11 protein-coding genes are annotated in these 14,152 nt (G+C 66.3%); 6 read left to right on the top strand and 5 right to left on the bottom strand.

Annotation, left to right across the window (positions count from 1 at the left end):
- Window positions 1-336: 336 nt before the first annotated feature.
- Complete coding sequence (locus tag ACOJB8_RS07965) at window positions 337-540, top strand: hypothetical protein (protein WP_342949529.1); 204 nt, start codon at window positions 337-339, stop codon at window positions 538-540.
- Complete coding sequence (gene leuA / locus ACOJB8_RS07960; protein WP_342949530.1) at window positions 530-2,176, top strand: 2-isopropylmalate synthase; 1,647 nt, start codon at window positions 530-532, stop codon at window positions 2,174-2,176. Before ACOJB8_RS07965 ends, leuA begins: the two co-directional genes overlap by 11 nt.
- A 150-nt stretch (window positions 2,177-2,326) precedes the next feature.
- Here the strand turns inward: leuA and ACOJB8_RS07955 are convergent, their stop codons facing one another.
- The gene (locus ACOJB8_RS07955) at window positions 2,327-2,710 is read right to left on the bottom strand and encodes a nuclear transport factor 2 family protein (protein WP_028201838.1); all 384 of its coding nucleotides are present in this window, start codon (window positions 2,708-2,710) and stop codon (window positions 2,327-2,329) included.
- A gap of 574 nt (window positions 2,711-3,284) precedes the next feature.
- Here ACOJB8_RS07955 and rpoH point away from each other — a divergent pair.
- From rpoH to cydB, 4 genes are all read left to right on the top strand, one after another.
- Window positions 3,285-4,220 carry an RNA polymerase sigma factor RpoH gene (gene rpoH / locus ACOJB8_RS07950; RefSeq protein ID WP_069264904.1) on the top strand — a complete coding sequence of 312 codons (936 nt, stop codon included), beginning with the start codon at window positions 3,285-3,287 and terminating at the stop codon, window positions 4,218-4,220.
- Between the two features lie 188 nt (window positions 4,221-4,408).
- Window positions 4,409-4,711, top strand: coding sequence for a cytochrome oxidase putative small subunit CydP (gene cydP / locus ACOJB8_RS07945; protein WP_342949531.1), 303 nt, complete (start codon window positions 4,409-4,411; stop codon window positions 4,709-4,711).
- On the top strand, window positions 4,698-6,284 hold the full coding sequence (locus ACOJB8_RS07940) for a cytochrome ubiquinol oxidase subunit I (RefSeq protein ID WP_069264906.1): 1,587 nt from the start codon (window positions 4,698-4,700) through the stop codon (window positions 6,282-6,284). Before cydP ends, ACOJB8_RS07940 begins: the two co-directional genes overlap by 14 nt.
- Window positions 6,285-6,321: 37 nt before the next feature.
- Window positions 6,322-7,458 (top strand): cytochrome d ubiquinol oxidase subunit II, encoded by a 1,137-nt coding sequence (gene cydB / locus ACOJB8_RS07935; RefSeq protein ID WP_342949533.1) that lies wholly within the window; start codon window positions 6,322-6,324, stop codon window positions 7,456-7,458.
- An 83-nt stretch (window positions 7,459-7,541) separates the two neighbouring features.
- On the opposite strand, the gene nagE is transcribed toward cydB, so the two are convergent.
- The 4 genes from nagE to nagA form a co-directional block, all read right to left on the bottom strand.
- Window positions 7,542-9,293, bottom strand: coding sequence for an N-acetylglucosamine-specific PTS transporter subunit IIBC (gene nagE, locus ACOJB8_RS07930; protein WP_342949534.1), 1,752 nt, complete (start codon window positions 9,291-9,293; stop codon window positions 7,542-7,544).
- A gap of 120 nt (window positions 9,294-9,413) precedes the next feature.
- A complete protein-coding gene (ptsP, locus tag ACOJB8_RS07925) occupies window positions 9,414-12,008 on the bottom strand; it encodes a phosphoenolpyruvate--protein phosphotransferase (RefSeq protein ID WP_342949535.1) in 2,595 nt (864 codons plus the stop codon).
- 12 nt (window positions 12,009-12,020) lie between these two features.
- Entirely contained in the window at window positions 12,021-13,028 is a 1,008-nt protein-coding gene (locus ACOJB8_RS07920; protein WP_069264913.1) for an SIS domain-containing protein, read from the bottom strand.
- The gene (nagA, locus tag ACOJB8_RS07915; RefSeq protein ID WP_069264917.1) at window positions 13,021-14,124 is read right to left on the bottom strand and encodes an N-acetylglucosamine-6-phosphate deacetylase; all 1,104 of its coding nucleotides are present in this window, start codon (window positions 14,122-14,124) and stop codon (window positions 13,021-13,023) included. Before nagA ends, ACOJB8_RS07920 begins: the two co-directional genes overlap by 8 nt.
- Between the last annotated feature and the right edge of the window lie 28 nt (window positions 14,125-14,152).

Genomic DNA, 14,152 nt, shown 5'->3' with positions numbered 1-14,152 from the left:
CGCGCGTGGTCCGCCACAAGCGTATCGGCGCGCTTCATCGGCCATCTTCACGCATCTTCACGCGCCCAACCAGCAAATTCGCTGTTGACACGCGCAGCCGCCCTGATTTACATTGGACGAATGCGTTCCTACCCGAACACCCTCCGAATTACCTTCGGCCGACTATCGGCCCTATCGCTACGCCTGGCCTAAAGCTGGTGTAGCGCCGCAACGACCCCTCCTCCGGTCACCGCGGTCCTCCCAAAGCAGTTCTCGCAGTACCCCAAATCCGCTGTATCTCTACAACTTGTCGTCTGCATTCGTCCGCTTACCGTTCGGACGAGTCGCGAGGTCAAAATGCACGTTGCATGGGCATCGTTCACGTCCGCTTTCGCCGCGCCGGTTACCGCCGTCACCGTGGCCGTCTTCTTCGCGTCCGAGGTTGCCGCCCGTACGCGTGAGGTTTCGCGCATCGTGCTCCGTCGCCAGCCCGCCAACCGCCCGCTGCCGACCACCATCGCAAACGACACCATGAAGAACGAGGCTCGTCATGTTGCGTAATCCCGCCGAGAAGTACCGCCCCTTCCCCGCCATCCGATTGAACGGCCGCAAATGGCCCACGCGCGCCGTCGAGCGCGCGCCGATCTGGATGAGCACCGACCTGCGCGACGGCAACCAGTCGCTGATCGAGCCGATGAGCATCGAGCAGAAGACCGAATTCTTCGAAATGCTCGTCGCGATCGGCTTCAAGGAAATCGAAGTCGGCTTTCCGTCTGCTTCGCAGACCGACTTCGATTTCGTGCGCAAGCTGATCGACGAAAAACGCATTCCCGACGATGTGACGATCGAAGTGCTCGTGCAGGCGCGCGAAGAATTGATTGCACGCACGTTCGAAGCGCTCGAAGGCGTGCCGCGCGCCATCGTCCACCTCTACAACGCGATCTGCCCGTCGTTCCGCAAGATCGTGTTCGGCCAGTCGAAGGAGGAAGTGAAAGCGCTCGCGGTCGAAGGCACGCGCATCATCCGCGCACACGCCGACAAGAACCCGCAAACGCACTGGATTTACCAGTATTCGCCCGAAACCTTCAGCATGACCGAGCTGACCTTCGCGCGCGAAGTCTGCGACGCGGTGGCCCAGACGTGGCGCCCGACGCGCGATCACAAGATGATCGTGAATCTTCCGGCGACCGTCGAAGCGGCGATGCCCAACGTCTACGCCGACCAGATCGAGTGGATGGACCGCAATCTCGCGTACCGCGACAGCATCGTGCTGTCGGTGCATCCGCACAACGACCGCGGCACGGCGGTGGCCGCCGCCGAGTTGGCGCTGCTCGCGGGCGCGGACCGGATCGAAGGCTGCCTGTTCGGCAACGGCGAGCGCACCGGCAACGTCGATCTCGTCACGCTCGCGATGAACCTCTACACCCAAGGCATCGACCCGGGCCTCGACTTCTCGGACATCGACGCCGTGCGCCGCGTGGTCGAGCGCTGCAACCAGATGCCCGTGCATCCGCGTCATCCGTATGCGGGCGACCTCGTGTTCACGGCGTTCTCGGGCTCGCACCAGGACGCGATCCGCAAGGGCTTCGCGCAGCAGCAGCCCGACGCCGTCTGGGAAGTGCCGTATCTCCCGATCGATCCCGCCGACCTCGGCCGCAGCTATGACGCGGTGATCCGCGTGAACAGCCAGTCGGGCAAGGGTGGCGCGACTTATCTGCTCGAGCGCGGCATGGGCTTCACGCCGCCGCGCCGCGTGCAGATCGAGTTCAGCCACGCCGTGCAGACCGTCGCCGATACGTCTGGCGAAGAGATCACGGGCGAGGCGGTCTGCGCACTGTTCGCGCGTGAGTACTTCGAAACGCGCGGGCCGGTTGCCAACGCCGGTTCGGGCCGCGTGCGCTGGGAAGGCCGTGATGTGGCCATGCCGGCTGCCACGAGCAGCGATGAGGCACATGCGCAAGCTGTGGCCGCCGCCATCGCGGCACTCGCCGGCGAGCACATTGAAATCACGTCGTTCGAGACTGAGCGCACCTCGCAGGGCGGTACGGCCGTGTTCGTCGGCGCGCGCGTGGGCGGCCAGCCGCTGCGCCACGGCGTCGGCGTGGGCGAAGACGCGGTCCATGCGTGCGTCGCGGCAGTGGTCAGCGCGGTGAACCGCGCGGCCTGGCCGCAAGTGGATCGGCGCGCGGCGGCCTGACGCCTTTCGCGCGTGTCGCGCGCTGTGCGCGAAGCAGTTTGGGTTTCAGCAGGGAAATCGGCGGCATTGTTGAGCGCCGGCGGCAAAACGGGCCGCCGGCGTGCGCCTGAAGCGCCTACACGGCGTTTCAGCGAGTGGACTTACCGGTCATCACTCGATCGCGCAACGCGTCGCCTGCCATGCGAGCAGACGCCAGTGGCCCCCTTCCTGCGTCTGGATCGCCGTATAGGCAATCGGAAAGAGCAGCGCACCGTTGTTCGCTTCCATCTCGATCAACACGCGGCCGGAGACCACGCAGGCCTCGTTGCCCGCGTGCAGCACGTCCTGCGACTGGATCTCGATCTGGCGGTAGCGGCGGCGGCCGGCCGTGATCGCGTCGATGAACTGCTGCTTGGTCTCGCGTTTGCCGTTGGTGTGGACGAAGGTCGCGTGATCGGACAGCAACTGGTCCAGCGACGTGCCGTCGCCGTCGACCATCGCGCGAAAGCGCTCGCGCTCAAGTCCGCGAATCGCATCGATCAGTTTTGCCGCCATCGCTCGAGCCCCTTGCGCGTTGGCCCGCGCCTGAGCGCAGATCTCCGCCGAAGATTTCTGCATACGTCTGGCTGAAATTTATACCAGGTTTTGGCACAAGGATACTTGCGATCAAAGACATCGCCTCCACCTATGGTGGATACGCCACGCGCCCGGTGAGAACTGCGCCTGGCGTAGCGACATCTCCGCGGCCGCGCCCGGATGTCGCAGCGCAGCACTTTCCGCTTTATCCGATGTCTATTTCTCAGATTGTGTGACAAGGTCCTGGCGCTGCGCGGCCGCTCGAACGTCGCTGATTTCACCCCTTATTTCCCGCGCACTTCGCGCCGGACGCTGTCCCGTACTAGAGTGTTCCTTCGGCCTGCCCCTTGCGCAGGCCAGCGCCGGGCGCCGGGCCCCGCCCTGCTTGATTGCCGGCGTTTAGTGTAATCTATCGATACAACCATTTCGATAGGAATCAAGGAACCTTGAAGCCCCTACAGACTCCAAGTATTAGCACTCGGGGATTCAGAGTGCTAACATCCACCGTGGAGTCGGTGTCTGACTTTCGCAAGATTCCTGAGGAGTTCGCTACGTGAGCAACGCAATGACCATGACCCTTCCGAGTACGCTGAGCCCGTCGTCGGCCAAGGCCGGGGGCTCATTGGCGCTCGCGAATGCTTCCCTGTTGCCCGGCCAGCTGGGCAACATCGACGCTTATATTCAGGCCGTGAACCGGATCCCGATGCTGACGCCACAAGAAGAGCGTCAGTTCGCGACCGAGTTTCGCGAGCAGAACAATCTTGAAGGCGCGCGCCGCCTGGTGCTGTCGCACCTGCGCCTCGTGGTGTCGATCGCGCGTAATTATCTCGGCTATGGCCTGCCGCACGCCGACCTGATCCAGGAAGGCAACATCGGCCTGATGAAGGCCGTGAAGCGCTTCGACCCCGAGCAGAACGTGCGCCTGGTGTCATACGCCATGCACTGGATCAAGGCTGAGATCCACGAATATATCCTGCGCAACTGGCGCATGGTGAAGGTCGCCACGACCAAGGCGCAGCGCAAGCTGTTCTTCAATCTGCGCAGCCACAAGCAGGGCCTGCAGTCGTTCACGCCGGAAGAAATCGACGGCCTCGCGCAGGAACTGAACGTGAAGCGCGAAGAGGTCGTGGAGATGGAAACGCGCCTGTCGGGCGCCGACATCGCGCTCGAAGGCCAGACCGAAGACGGCGAGGAGTCGTTCGCCCCGATCGCCTGGCTCGCCGACTCGCACAGCGAGCCGAGCGCCGTGCTCGCCGCACGTTCGCGCGACCGCCTGCAGTCGGACGGCATTGCGAGCGCGCTGGAAGCGCTCGACGCACGCAGCCGCCGCATCATCGAGGCGCGCTGGCTCAACGTGGACGACGATGGTTCGGGCGGCTCGACCCTGCACGAACTGGCCGACGAGTTCGGCGTTTCGGCCGAGCGCATTCGCCAGATCGAGGCGAGCGCCATGAAGAAGATGCGCACCGCCCTCGCCGACTACGCGTAAGCGTCGCCAGGTCTCACCGGCACACCGAAAACCCCGTTCCCGCGAACGGGGTTTTTCTTTTGCGCGCACCACACGCTGCGCACCTTCGCACCGGCCTCGCTGATTCCACCCTAAGATGATTTCGAGGTGGTGAGCCAGAGGCCGCGCCGCGGTCTGGCCTCGCAACGCGTTCGAGGGCACCCGTCGCCATGATCCCGGCATCCGGTCAACGCCAGCGCACATCGTCGCTGCTGCGCACGCGCATCCTCCAGTGGATGCGCGGCCCCACCTTCGCGCGCGATATTGCCCTCGTTCTCGCCGTCAAGCTCGTCCTCTTGATGGCGCTCAAATACGCGTTCTTCAATCATCCGCAGGCAGAAGACATGAACATGCCGCCTGCCGCTGTCGCGCAGGCCATCCTGGCCGTGCCCGAGTCTACGGCGCTCAAGCCGTCAGTGTCCCAATCCCCGACCATGCCGCCCCCGCGAGGAGACCGTCATGCCCACGATTGAATCGGTGGAACTCTCGCGTCTTCAGTTCGCCATCACCGCGCTCTACCACTTCCTGTTCGTGCCCCTCACGCTCGGCCTCTCATGGCTGCTCGTCATCATGGAGTCCGTCTATGTGATGACCGGCAAGGAGATCTACAAGGACATGACGCAGTTCTGGGGCAAGCTCTTCGCCATCAACTTCGCGATGGGCGTCACCACCGGTCTCACGATGGAGTTCCAGTTCGGCACCAACTGGTCGTACTACTCGCACTACGTGGGCGACATTTTCGGCGTGCCGCTCGCCGTGGAAGGGCTCGCGGCGTTCTTCCTCGAATCGACCTTTGTCGGGGTGTTCTTCTTCGGCTGGAATCGCCTGTCGAAAGGCGCACACCTCTTCACCACGTTTCTCGTCGCGCTCGGCTCGAACCTCTCGGCGCTGTGGATTCTCATCGCCAACGGCTGGATGCAGAACCCCGTGGGTGCGTCGTTCAACTATGAAACCATGCGCATGGAACTCACCAGCCTGTTCGCGGTGATCTTCAACCCCGTCGCGCAGGTGAAGTTCGTGCACACGGTTTCGGCCGGCTATGTGACGGCGTCGATGTTCGTGCTCGGCATTTCGTCGTGGTACCTGCTGCGCCGGCGCGACGTCGAGTTCGCGCTGCGCTCGTACGCGATCGCCGCGGGCTTCGGCCTTGCGTCCACGCTATGCGTGCTGATCCTCGGCGACGAATCGGGCTACACCGACGGCGTGGTGCAGCAGGTCAAGCTCGCCGCCATCGAGGCCGAATGGGAAACCGCGCCCGCCCCCGCGCCGTTCACGCTATTCGGTTTGCCTAACCAGAAGGAAGAGCGCACCGACTACGCGATCCGCATTCCCTGGCTGATGGGCATCATCGCCACGCGCTCGATCGACACGCCCGTGATCGGCCTGAAAGACCTGATGGGCCGCGCCGAAGTGCGCATCCGCAATGGCATGCTCGCCTACGCCGCGCTGCAAAAGATGAAGGAAGGCACCGCCGACACCGAAACGCGCGACGTGTTCGAGGCGCACAAGGCCGATCTCGGCTACGGCCTGCTCTTGAAGCGGTTCACGCCGAACGTGGTCGACGCGACTTCCGGCCAGATCAGGGCCGCGTCGCGAACCGCGATTCCGGCCGTCGCGCCGGTGTTCTGGTCGTTTCGCGTGATGGTGGGTCTCGGCATCCTCTTTCTCGTGACCTTCGTACTCGCCTTCTGGTTCTGTGCGCAGCGCTCGCTGCTCAAGGACAGCCGCCGCTGGTTCCTCGGCTGGGCGCTGGTGGCGATTCCGCTGCCGTGGCTCGCTGCCGAGTTCGGCTGGGTCGTCGCGGAAACCGGCCGCCAGCCGTGGACCATCGCGGAAGTGCTGCCCACGCGTCTTTCGGCTTCGAGCCTCGCACCCGGCGACGTGATGCTGAGCATCGCGGGCTTCGTGATCTTCTACACGCTGCTCTTCATCATCGAGATCACGCTGATGTTCAAGTACGCGCGCCTCGGGCCTTCGTCGCTGCACACCGGTCGCTACTTCCACGAGCAGACGGCCGCGCTGGCCACCAGCGGCAAGGTCTCGTGATCGCTGCAAGACACCGAAAGACGCGAGGAAACACGCCATGGACTACGCAACGCTCAAGTTGATCTGGTGGGTGCTGATCGGCGTGCTGCTGATCGGCTTCGCGCTCACCGACGGTTTCGACATGGGTGCGGCCGTGCTGCTGCCCTTCGTCGGCAAGACCGACGAGGAGCGCCGCATCGTCATCAACGCGGTCGGCGCGACGTGGGAAGGCAACCAGGTGTGGTTCATCACGGCGGGCGGCGCGATGTTCGCCGCGTGGCCGCTCGCCTATGCGGCGTCGTTCTCGGGCTTCTACTTCGCGATGCTGCTCGTGCTGTTCTCGCTGTTTTTCCGTCCCGTGGGCTTCGACTATCGCGGCAAGCGCGTCGATGTGAGATGGCGCCAGGGCTGGGACTGCGGTCTTTTCATCGGCGGCTTCGTGCCGGCGCTCGTGTTCGGCGTGGCGTTCGGCAATCTGCTCCAGGGCGTGCCGTTCGCCTACGACACGGACCTGCGCGTGACGTATCACGGCAGCTTCTTCGCACTCCTCAATCCGTTCGCGCTCGTCTGCGGACTGGTGAGCCTCTGCATGCTCACCGCGCACGGCGCGGCGTTCCTGAAGAGGAAGACCGATGGCGTCGTCGCCATGCGCGCCTCGAAGGCGCTACGGCTTTTCTCGGCGCTCACGATCGTGTTGTTTCTCGTGGCGGGCGCGCTCGTGGCGACGCTCATCGGCGGCTATACGATCACGTCGCCGGCGCCGCTCGATACCGTGGCCAATCCACTCCTGAAGCGTGTCGATTCGGGGCCAGGGCTCTGGCTCGCGAACTACGGGCTTTATCCGTGGATGGCGCTCGCCCCTTCCGTGGGCGTGCTCGGCGGCGTGCTCGCATTCGCACTCGCGGGCTCGCGCTTCGAGCGGCTCGCGTTCGTGAGCACGGGGCTGCAGATCGTCGGCGTGATTCTGACTGCGGGCTTTTCGATGTTCCCGTTCATCATGCCCTCCTCGCTCGACCCGCGTTCGAGCCTCACCGTCTGGGACGCAACCTCGAGCAAGATGACGCTCGAGATCATGCTGGTGGCCGTCATCATTTTTCTGCCGATCGTGCTCGCCTACACGGCGTGGGTCTATCGCGTGATGCGCGGCAAGATCACCGCCAGCGCGATACAGGACAACCACCATACGCTGTACTGAGCGCCCAGGCGACTGAGCGGCGCTGGAAACGAAAACGCCGCGGCAGGTGCCGCGGCGTCTTTCACAGGCATACAGCGAATCGATTACGCCGGCTGGAGCGCCAGCTCGCGTGCGTAACGCGGCGCGGCGTCGCCGACCACGATGTGCAGCGTATCCGCCGAAGTCCACACCGAGTCGAGCGCGCCGAGCTTCTCGCGATCCACGGCCGCCGGGTCGCGCACGATCACGCGCAGGCGCGTGGCCGCCACCGCGTCGAGCGAAACGATGTTGCCAACGCCGCCGAACACCGCGAGCCAGCGCGACGGATTCGGATCGAGCGGGCCATGCGCGATATCTGCGCTCGCGCTCGCCTGAGCAGCCAGAACAGCCTGAGCCGCGGGAGCCGCCTTGCCAGCCGCGGAACCGCCGCGGGCGATCTCACCGCGAATCTCATCGGCGATGATGTCCGCTTCCGGCCCGATGACGACCTGCACGCTTTCGCCGCCACGCTTGAGCACGCCGCGTGCGCCGATCGCCTTCAACGCCGGCTCGGAAACATGTGCCGGATCGGCCACCGTGAGACGCAGACGCGTCGTGCAGGCATCGACCACCTTGAGGTTGGCCGCGCCGCCCAGCGCATCGATATAACGCGCAGCACGCGAGAGCGACGCCGCCGTGGCCGTGCCACCTGCTGCCACCGCCACGCCCGACATCGACGAGGCGATTGCCGTATCGCCCGCCGAAGCTTCACGGCCCGGCGTGGGCAGATTGAAGCGGCGGATGAAGAAGCGGAACAGCCCGTAGTACACGACCGCATAGACCGCGCCGAGCGCAATTGCATACCAGCCGTGCGTGGAGAGCCCGTAGTTCAGCACGTAGTCGATCGCGCCGGCCGAGAAGGTGAAGCCGAGCTTGATGCCGAGCAGCGAGCAGATCGCGAGCGACAGACCCGTGAGCACCGCGTGGATCGCGTAGAGCACGGGAGCGAGGAACATGAACGTGAACTCGATCGGCTCGGTCACGCCCGTGAGGAACGAGGTGAGCGCCATCGAAAACAGCAGGCCGCCCACCATCGCGCGCTTGTCCTTCGGCGCTTCGTGCAGCATCGCGAGACACGCTGCCGGCAGGCCGAACATCATCACCGGGAAGAAGCCGGCCATGAAGCTGCCCGCCGTGGGGTCGCCCGCGAAGAAGCGGTGCAGGTCGCCCGTGACCGCCGCACCGCCGGCTGCCGGCGTGAACGAGCCGAACACGAACCACACGAGCGAGTTGAGGATGTGGTGCAGACCCGTGACGAGCAGGAGCCGGTTGAGCAAGCCGTACACGAAGGTGCCGATCGCGCCCGCCGTGGTGAGCCAGTGGCCGGCGGTGTCGATCACGCCCTGCACCGGTCCCCAGACGTAGCCGAACACGATACCCAGCGCGAGACACGTGAGCCCTGTGACGATCGGCACAAAGCGTTTGCCGCCGAAGAACGCGAGGAACTCGGGCAGCTTGATGTCCTTGAAGCGGTTGTACAGCATGCCCGCGACGACGCCGGCCACCACGCCCGACAGCACGCCCATGTTGAGCTTGTCGTTGATGTCCTTCATCACGGCGGTCTGGACCAGATAGCCCAGCGCACCCGCGAGGCCGGCGACGCCGTTGTTATCTTTCGCAAAGCCCACCGCAATGCCGATCGCAAACAGCAACGGCAGGTTATCGAAGATCGCGCCGCCCGCGTCGGCGATGATCTTGATGTTGAGCATGTCGGCCTGGCCGAAACGAAGCAGGATGCCGGCGACCGGCAGCACTGCGATGGGAAGCATCAGCGCGCGGCCGAGGCTTTGAATCTTGAGAAACGGATTGCCATCCATTGAACTGCCTCCAGTCTCTATCTCTTGCTTGACGTGTGTGGGTGAGAGAAGCCGGCGCGCGATCGCTGCGCACGCCGGCATGTTTCTAAGGATTACTTAGGGTGGGTGAAACAGAAATCATCAATCGAGCGGCCAGCTTTCGCGGCTTGCCGCACGCACGGCTTGCGCCGATTCGAGTGCGAGGGCGTTCTGCGCACGCTGGCGGCAGTCGTTGTAGTCGAGCTTGCGCACGCGCGCCTTGATCGACGGCACCGAAACCGGATCGACGGAAAGCTCCGTCACGCCGAGGCCGACGAGCAGCGGCACCGCGAGCGGATCGCCCGCCAGCGCACCGCACACGCCGACCCACTTGCCGTGCTTGTTCGCGCCTTCGACCGTCGCTGCCACGAGACGCAACACGGCCGGGTGCAGCCCGTCGGCTTGCGCCGCGAGGTCAGGCTGGCAACGGTCCATCGCGAGCGTGTACTGCGTGAGATCGTTGGTGCCGATCGAGAGGAAATCGGCGTGGCGCGCGAGCTGGTCCGCGAGCAGCGCGGCCGAGGGCACCTCGATCATCACGCCCACTTCGACCGGCTCCGTGCGGCCCGCTTCGCGTGCGAACGTGTCGATGCGCTCGCGCAGACGCACGAGTTCGCCCACGTCGGTCACCATTGGCAGCAGGATGCGCACCTTGCCCTCCGGCTTCACGGCAACGAGTCCGCGCAGCTGATCGTCGAGCAGATCGGGCCGCACCTGCGCGAGGCGGATGCCGCGCAGACCCAGCGCCGGATTCGGCTCGGGCGGCAGCGTGAGATAGTCGACTTCCTTGTCCGCGCCCACGTCGAGCGTGCGGATGATCGCCGTGCGGCCCGCCAGTGCGTCCGTGATGGCCTGGTAGCTCTGAAGATGTTCGTCCACCGTGGGCGCGGCCTGGCGATGGATGAAGAGCAGCTCCGTGCGCAGCAGCCCCACGGCGTCCGCGCCGTTATCCACCGCCGTGTTGGCATCCTCCAGCGTCGCGATGTTCGCGGCGACTTCCACCGCGTGGCCGTCGCGCGTGGCTGCGGCCTCGTGCGACGTGCGGCGGTTCGCTTCGCGCACGCCGGCCAGGCGCTGCTTTTCGCTGCGCGCGCGTTCGATGTCGAGCGCGCTCGGCGTGTACGCAAAGCGGCCGGCGCTCGCATCGATGACGACTTCGGTGCCCTCGGGCACCGCATGCAGCGCGTCGCCGAGCGCGACGAGCGCCGGAATGCCGGCCTGGCGCGCGATGATCGCGGCGTGCGAGGTCGCGCCGCCGCGCGCCATCACGAGCGCCATCACGCGCTTGCGGTCGAGCGAGGCGAGATCGGAAGGCGTGAATTCGTCGGCGGCGAGCACGGCTTCTTCGGGCAGCGTACGCGCGGCCGCGTTCGACAGACCGAGCGCGCGCAGCACGCGCTTTTCGAGGTCGCGCAGGTCGGCGGCGCGCTCCGCTAGCAGCGGATCGTCCACCTTGCCGAGCACCGCAATCTGCGCGCGAATCGCTTCGCGCCACGCGTAGCCCGCGCTCTTGCCGAGGCTGATCGCGTCGCGCGCGGCGTCGACGAGCGTCGGGTCTTCGAGCAGCACGCGGTGCATCGTGAAGATGCCCGCCTCGCCGATCGCGCCGCGCTGCGACGCCGTGCGCACGCTCTGGTTCAGCTCGGCGTCGACAGCGGCGATCGCCTTGTCGAGCGCGCGGCTTTCCGCGGCCGACGTACCGCTCGCGAGTTCGGGCGGCGTCAGTTCGGCTTCGTCCCAGCGCACCAGCTTGCCGACCGCGACGCCCGGCGCGGCGCACACGCCCGCGAGCACGCCCGGCTCGGCGGAGGACGCCACGGCGGCCGCGGCTTCCTGCATCACGGGCGCGGGCGATTGCTGCCGCGCCGGCGCTTCGCCGTGCTCGCCGGGCGCTTCGCGCAGGAGCTCATTCGCTACGGCGTCCACGGCGCGCTGCGCCTCCAGGCCGATGCCGACGAGTTCGATGGTCGCGCCCTCGCCCGCGCCGAGGGCGAGCAGGCCGACGACGCTCTCGATGGCGGACTTGCGCTCGCCGAAGCGCACCTCGACGCGCGCGTCGATGCCGCGCACCGCTTCGCGCGCCCGCGCCGCGGGCCGCGCATGGAGGCCGCCCGCATGCGTAAGTGTGACGCTGCGGCGCACTTCGTTTGCGATCAATTCATGGGCGGCTGCGATCTCCGCGCCGTCACGCACGCGCAGCACGAGCAGCGCGGATTTGCCCGCTTCGACGTGACCCGCGCCCGCGCGCTCGATCACTTCGAATGCATCCGAATTGGCGATCGCGACGACCGAAACGAGGCTCGGTGCATTGCACGCCACCACGTCGAGATCGAACTCGATCAAGGTGTCGCCGAGCCGCACCTGAGCGCCCTGCGCGACCTTCGGCGTGAAGCCCTTGCCGTTCAGCTCGACCGTATCGATGCCGACGTGCATGAGCACCTGTGCGCCTTCCGCCGATTGCAGCGTGACCGCGTGGCCGGTGCGTGCGAGATGCACGACGATGCCGTCGCACGGCGCGACGACGCGGCCGACGAGCGGATCGACGCCGATGCCGTCGCCGAACAACCCTTCCGAGAACACCGGATCGGGCACCGACGCGAGCGGCACAACCGGGCCGGTGAGCGGAGAGACCAGTACGATGTGCCCCTCGGCGCGAGTATGCGGATCCATCAGGCGAGACTCCTCGATGCGTTCCATTCGCTTTCCAATCTAGTGTGTTTCGGTGACTTTGTTCAGGTAACGCGGCTCGTCAGGATTGCGGCCGCGCGCGGCGGCAAGGCCCGCCGCCATCACGTAGAACGACAAAATGGCCGCGATGGGATCGAGAGCCGCGTCGGCAGCCGTTTCGAGCGGCAGCGCAGCGCCAGCCACGTCGGCGGGCGCCGCGAGCAGCACGCGCGCACCGCGCTTTTCCATGTCGCGGGCGAACTCGATCAGGCCCGCCTGCTCCGGCCCGCGCGGGGCGAACACGAGCAGCGGGTAATCGCGGTCGATCAGCTCCATCGGGCCGTGGCGCACCTCGGCGCTCGAAAACGCTTCGGCCTGAATGCCCGAGGTTTCCTTGAGCTTGAGCGCAGCCTCCTGCGCAACGGCGAGGCCCGGACCGCGACCGATCACAATCATCTGTTTCACGTCGCGCAATTCTTCGACGGCCTTCGACCAGTCGAGCGTGCCCGCGCGATCGAGCGCGTCGGGCAGCGCGCGCACGGCGTCGAGGAACGCGGCGTCGCGCTGCCAGAAGCCGACGAGTTGCGCCGACATCGCGAGCATCGCGATATAGCTCTTGGTGGCCGCCACGCTCAGCTCGGGACCGGCGAGCAGCGGCAGCTCCATGCCAGCGGCCTCGGCGAGCGGCGAGCCCGCGACGTTGACCATCGCCGCCGTCAGCGCACCGGCTTCGCGCAGCGCCTTGATCGTCGCAACCAGATCAGGACTCCTACCTGATTGGGAGAAAGCGAGGGCAAACTGGCTGCGCACGCGTAAGGGCGCCTGCTGGAGCGTTGCGATCGACATCGGCAGCGTGGCGACCGGTATGCCGATGCGGCTCATGGTGAGCGCAGCGAAGTAGCTCGCCGCGTGGTCCGAACTGCCGCGCGCGACGGTGAGCGCGACATGGCGCGGTTCGGCCTCGAGCGCGCGGGCGAGCGCCTCGACGCGCGCGGTGTCCGCGAGTTGCGCGGCGACAACGCTGGCCGAGGCCAGCGCTTCCTTAAGCATATTCGACAATCGATTCTCCTTCGACGTAGGTCGCGGTGAGCGCCAGCTCGCGATCGAACACGTTGACATCGGCCCATGCGCCGCGCGCGAGGCGGCCACGGTCTTCGATGCCGAGGTAATCGGCGGCATAGCGCGACAGGCGCGCGGACACGTCTGCGATCGGCAAGCCGATCGAGACGAGGTTGCGCAGCGCCTGGTCCATGGTGAGGGTGCTGCCCGCGAGCGTGCCGTCGGCGAGGCGCACGCCGCCAAGGCACTTCGTCACGTGCTGGCTGCCGAGGCGGTATTCGCCGTCGGGCATGCCGGTGGCCGAGGTGCTGTCGGTCACCACATAAAGGCGCGGAATGGCGCGCAGCGCGGCGCGGATCGCGCCCGGATGCACGTGCAGCAGGTCGGGAATGATCTCCGCGTACTCGGCATGCGCGAGCGCCGCGCCGACTACGCCCGGGTTGCGATGGTGCAGCGGCGACATCGCGTTGAAAAGGTGCGTGAAGCCGCAGGCGCCGTGTTTGAGCGCGGCCACGGCGTCGTCATAGGTCGCGAGCGAGTGGCCGATCTGCACGCGCACGCCGCGCGCCGCCATCTCGCCGATGATCTCGATATGGCCCGCGATCTCGGGCGCCACGGTCACCACGCGAATCGGCGCGATCGAGAGGTACTTGAGCACTTCGTCGAGCACGGCCGAAACGGCGGCGTCGGGCTGCGCGCCGAGCTTGCCCGGATTGATGTACGGCCCTTCGAGGTGCACGCCCAGCACGCGCGCGCCACCCACCGTGCGGTTGCGCGTGACGTTGCCGAGGCCCGCGACCACGTTCATCAGCTCGTCGCGCGGGGCGGTCATGGTGGTGGCGAGCAGGCTCGTGGTGCCGTAGCGGGCGTGGGTGCGCGCGATGGTTTCGATCGCGTCGCCGGCTTCCATCACGTCGGCGCCGCCGCCGCCGTGCACGTGCAGGTCGATGAAGCCCGGCAGGATGTAGGGCGCGTCGTTGTTCGCCGGATCGGTGGCCTCGCCCGTGATCGCGGTGATGCGTCCGTTCTCGAACGACAGCGTGCCGTGGATCCAGCCTTCAGGGGTGAGTATGTTTCCGCTCAGCATGAGAGTTTTCCGATGAGGCGCATCGAAG

Source organism: Paraburkholderia sp. BR10141 (assembly GCF_056155635.1).
The sequence above is the reverse complement of the archived record's forward strand: the minus strand, read 5'-3'. Positions and strand labels throughout refer to the sequence as shown.

Excerpts from the sequence above, each read along its gene's own strand:
- ACOJB8_RS07965 (WP_342949529.1), top strand. The coding sequence starts at position 337 with ATGCACGTTGCATGGGCATCGTTCACGTCCGCTTTCGCCGCGCCGGTT.
- ptsP (WP_342949535.1), bottom strand. The coding sequence starts at position 12,008 with ATGGAACGCATCGAGGAGTCTCGCCTGATGGATCCGCATACTCGCGCC.
- ACOJB8_RS07940 (WP_069264906.1), top strand. The coding sequence starts at position 4,698 with ATGCCCACGATTGAATCGGTGGAACTCTCGCGTCTTCAGTTCGCCATC.
- cydP (WP_342949531.1), top strand. The coding sequence starts at position 4,409 with ATGATCCCGGCATCCGGTCAACGCCAGCGCACATCGTCGCTGCTGCGC.
- leuA (WP_342949530.1), top strand. The coding sequence starts at position 530 with ATGTTGCGTAATCCCGCCGAGAAGTACCGCCCCTTCCCCGCCATCCGA.
- cydB (WP_342949533.1), top strand. The coding sequence starts at position 6,322 with ATGGACTACGCAACGCTCAAGTTGATCTGGTGGGTGCTGATCGGCGTG.
- ACOJB8_RS07955 (WP_028201838.1), bottom strand. The coding sequence starts at position 2,710 with ATGGCGGCAAAACTGATCGATGCGATTCGCGGACTTGAGCGCGAGCGC.
- nagA (WP_069264917.1), bottom strand. The coding sequence starts at position 14,124 with ATGCTGAGCGGAAACATACTCACCCCTGAAGGCTGGATCCACGGCACG.
- nagE (WP_342949534.1), bottom strand. The coding sequence starts at position 9,293 with ATGGATGGCAATCCGTTTCTCAAGATTCAAAGCCTCGGCCGCGCGCTG.
- ACOJB8_RS07920 (WP_069264913.1), bottom strand. The coding sequence starts at position 13,028 with ATGCTTAAGGAAGCGCTGGCCTCGGCCAGCGTTGTCGCCGCGCAACTC.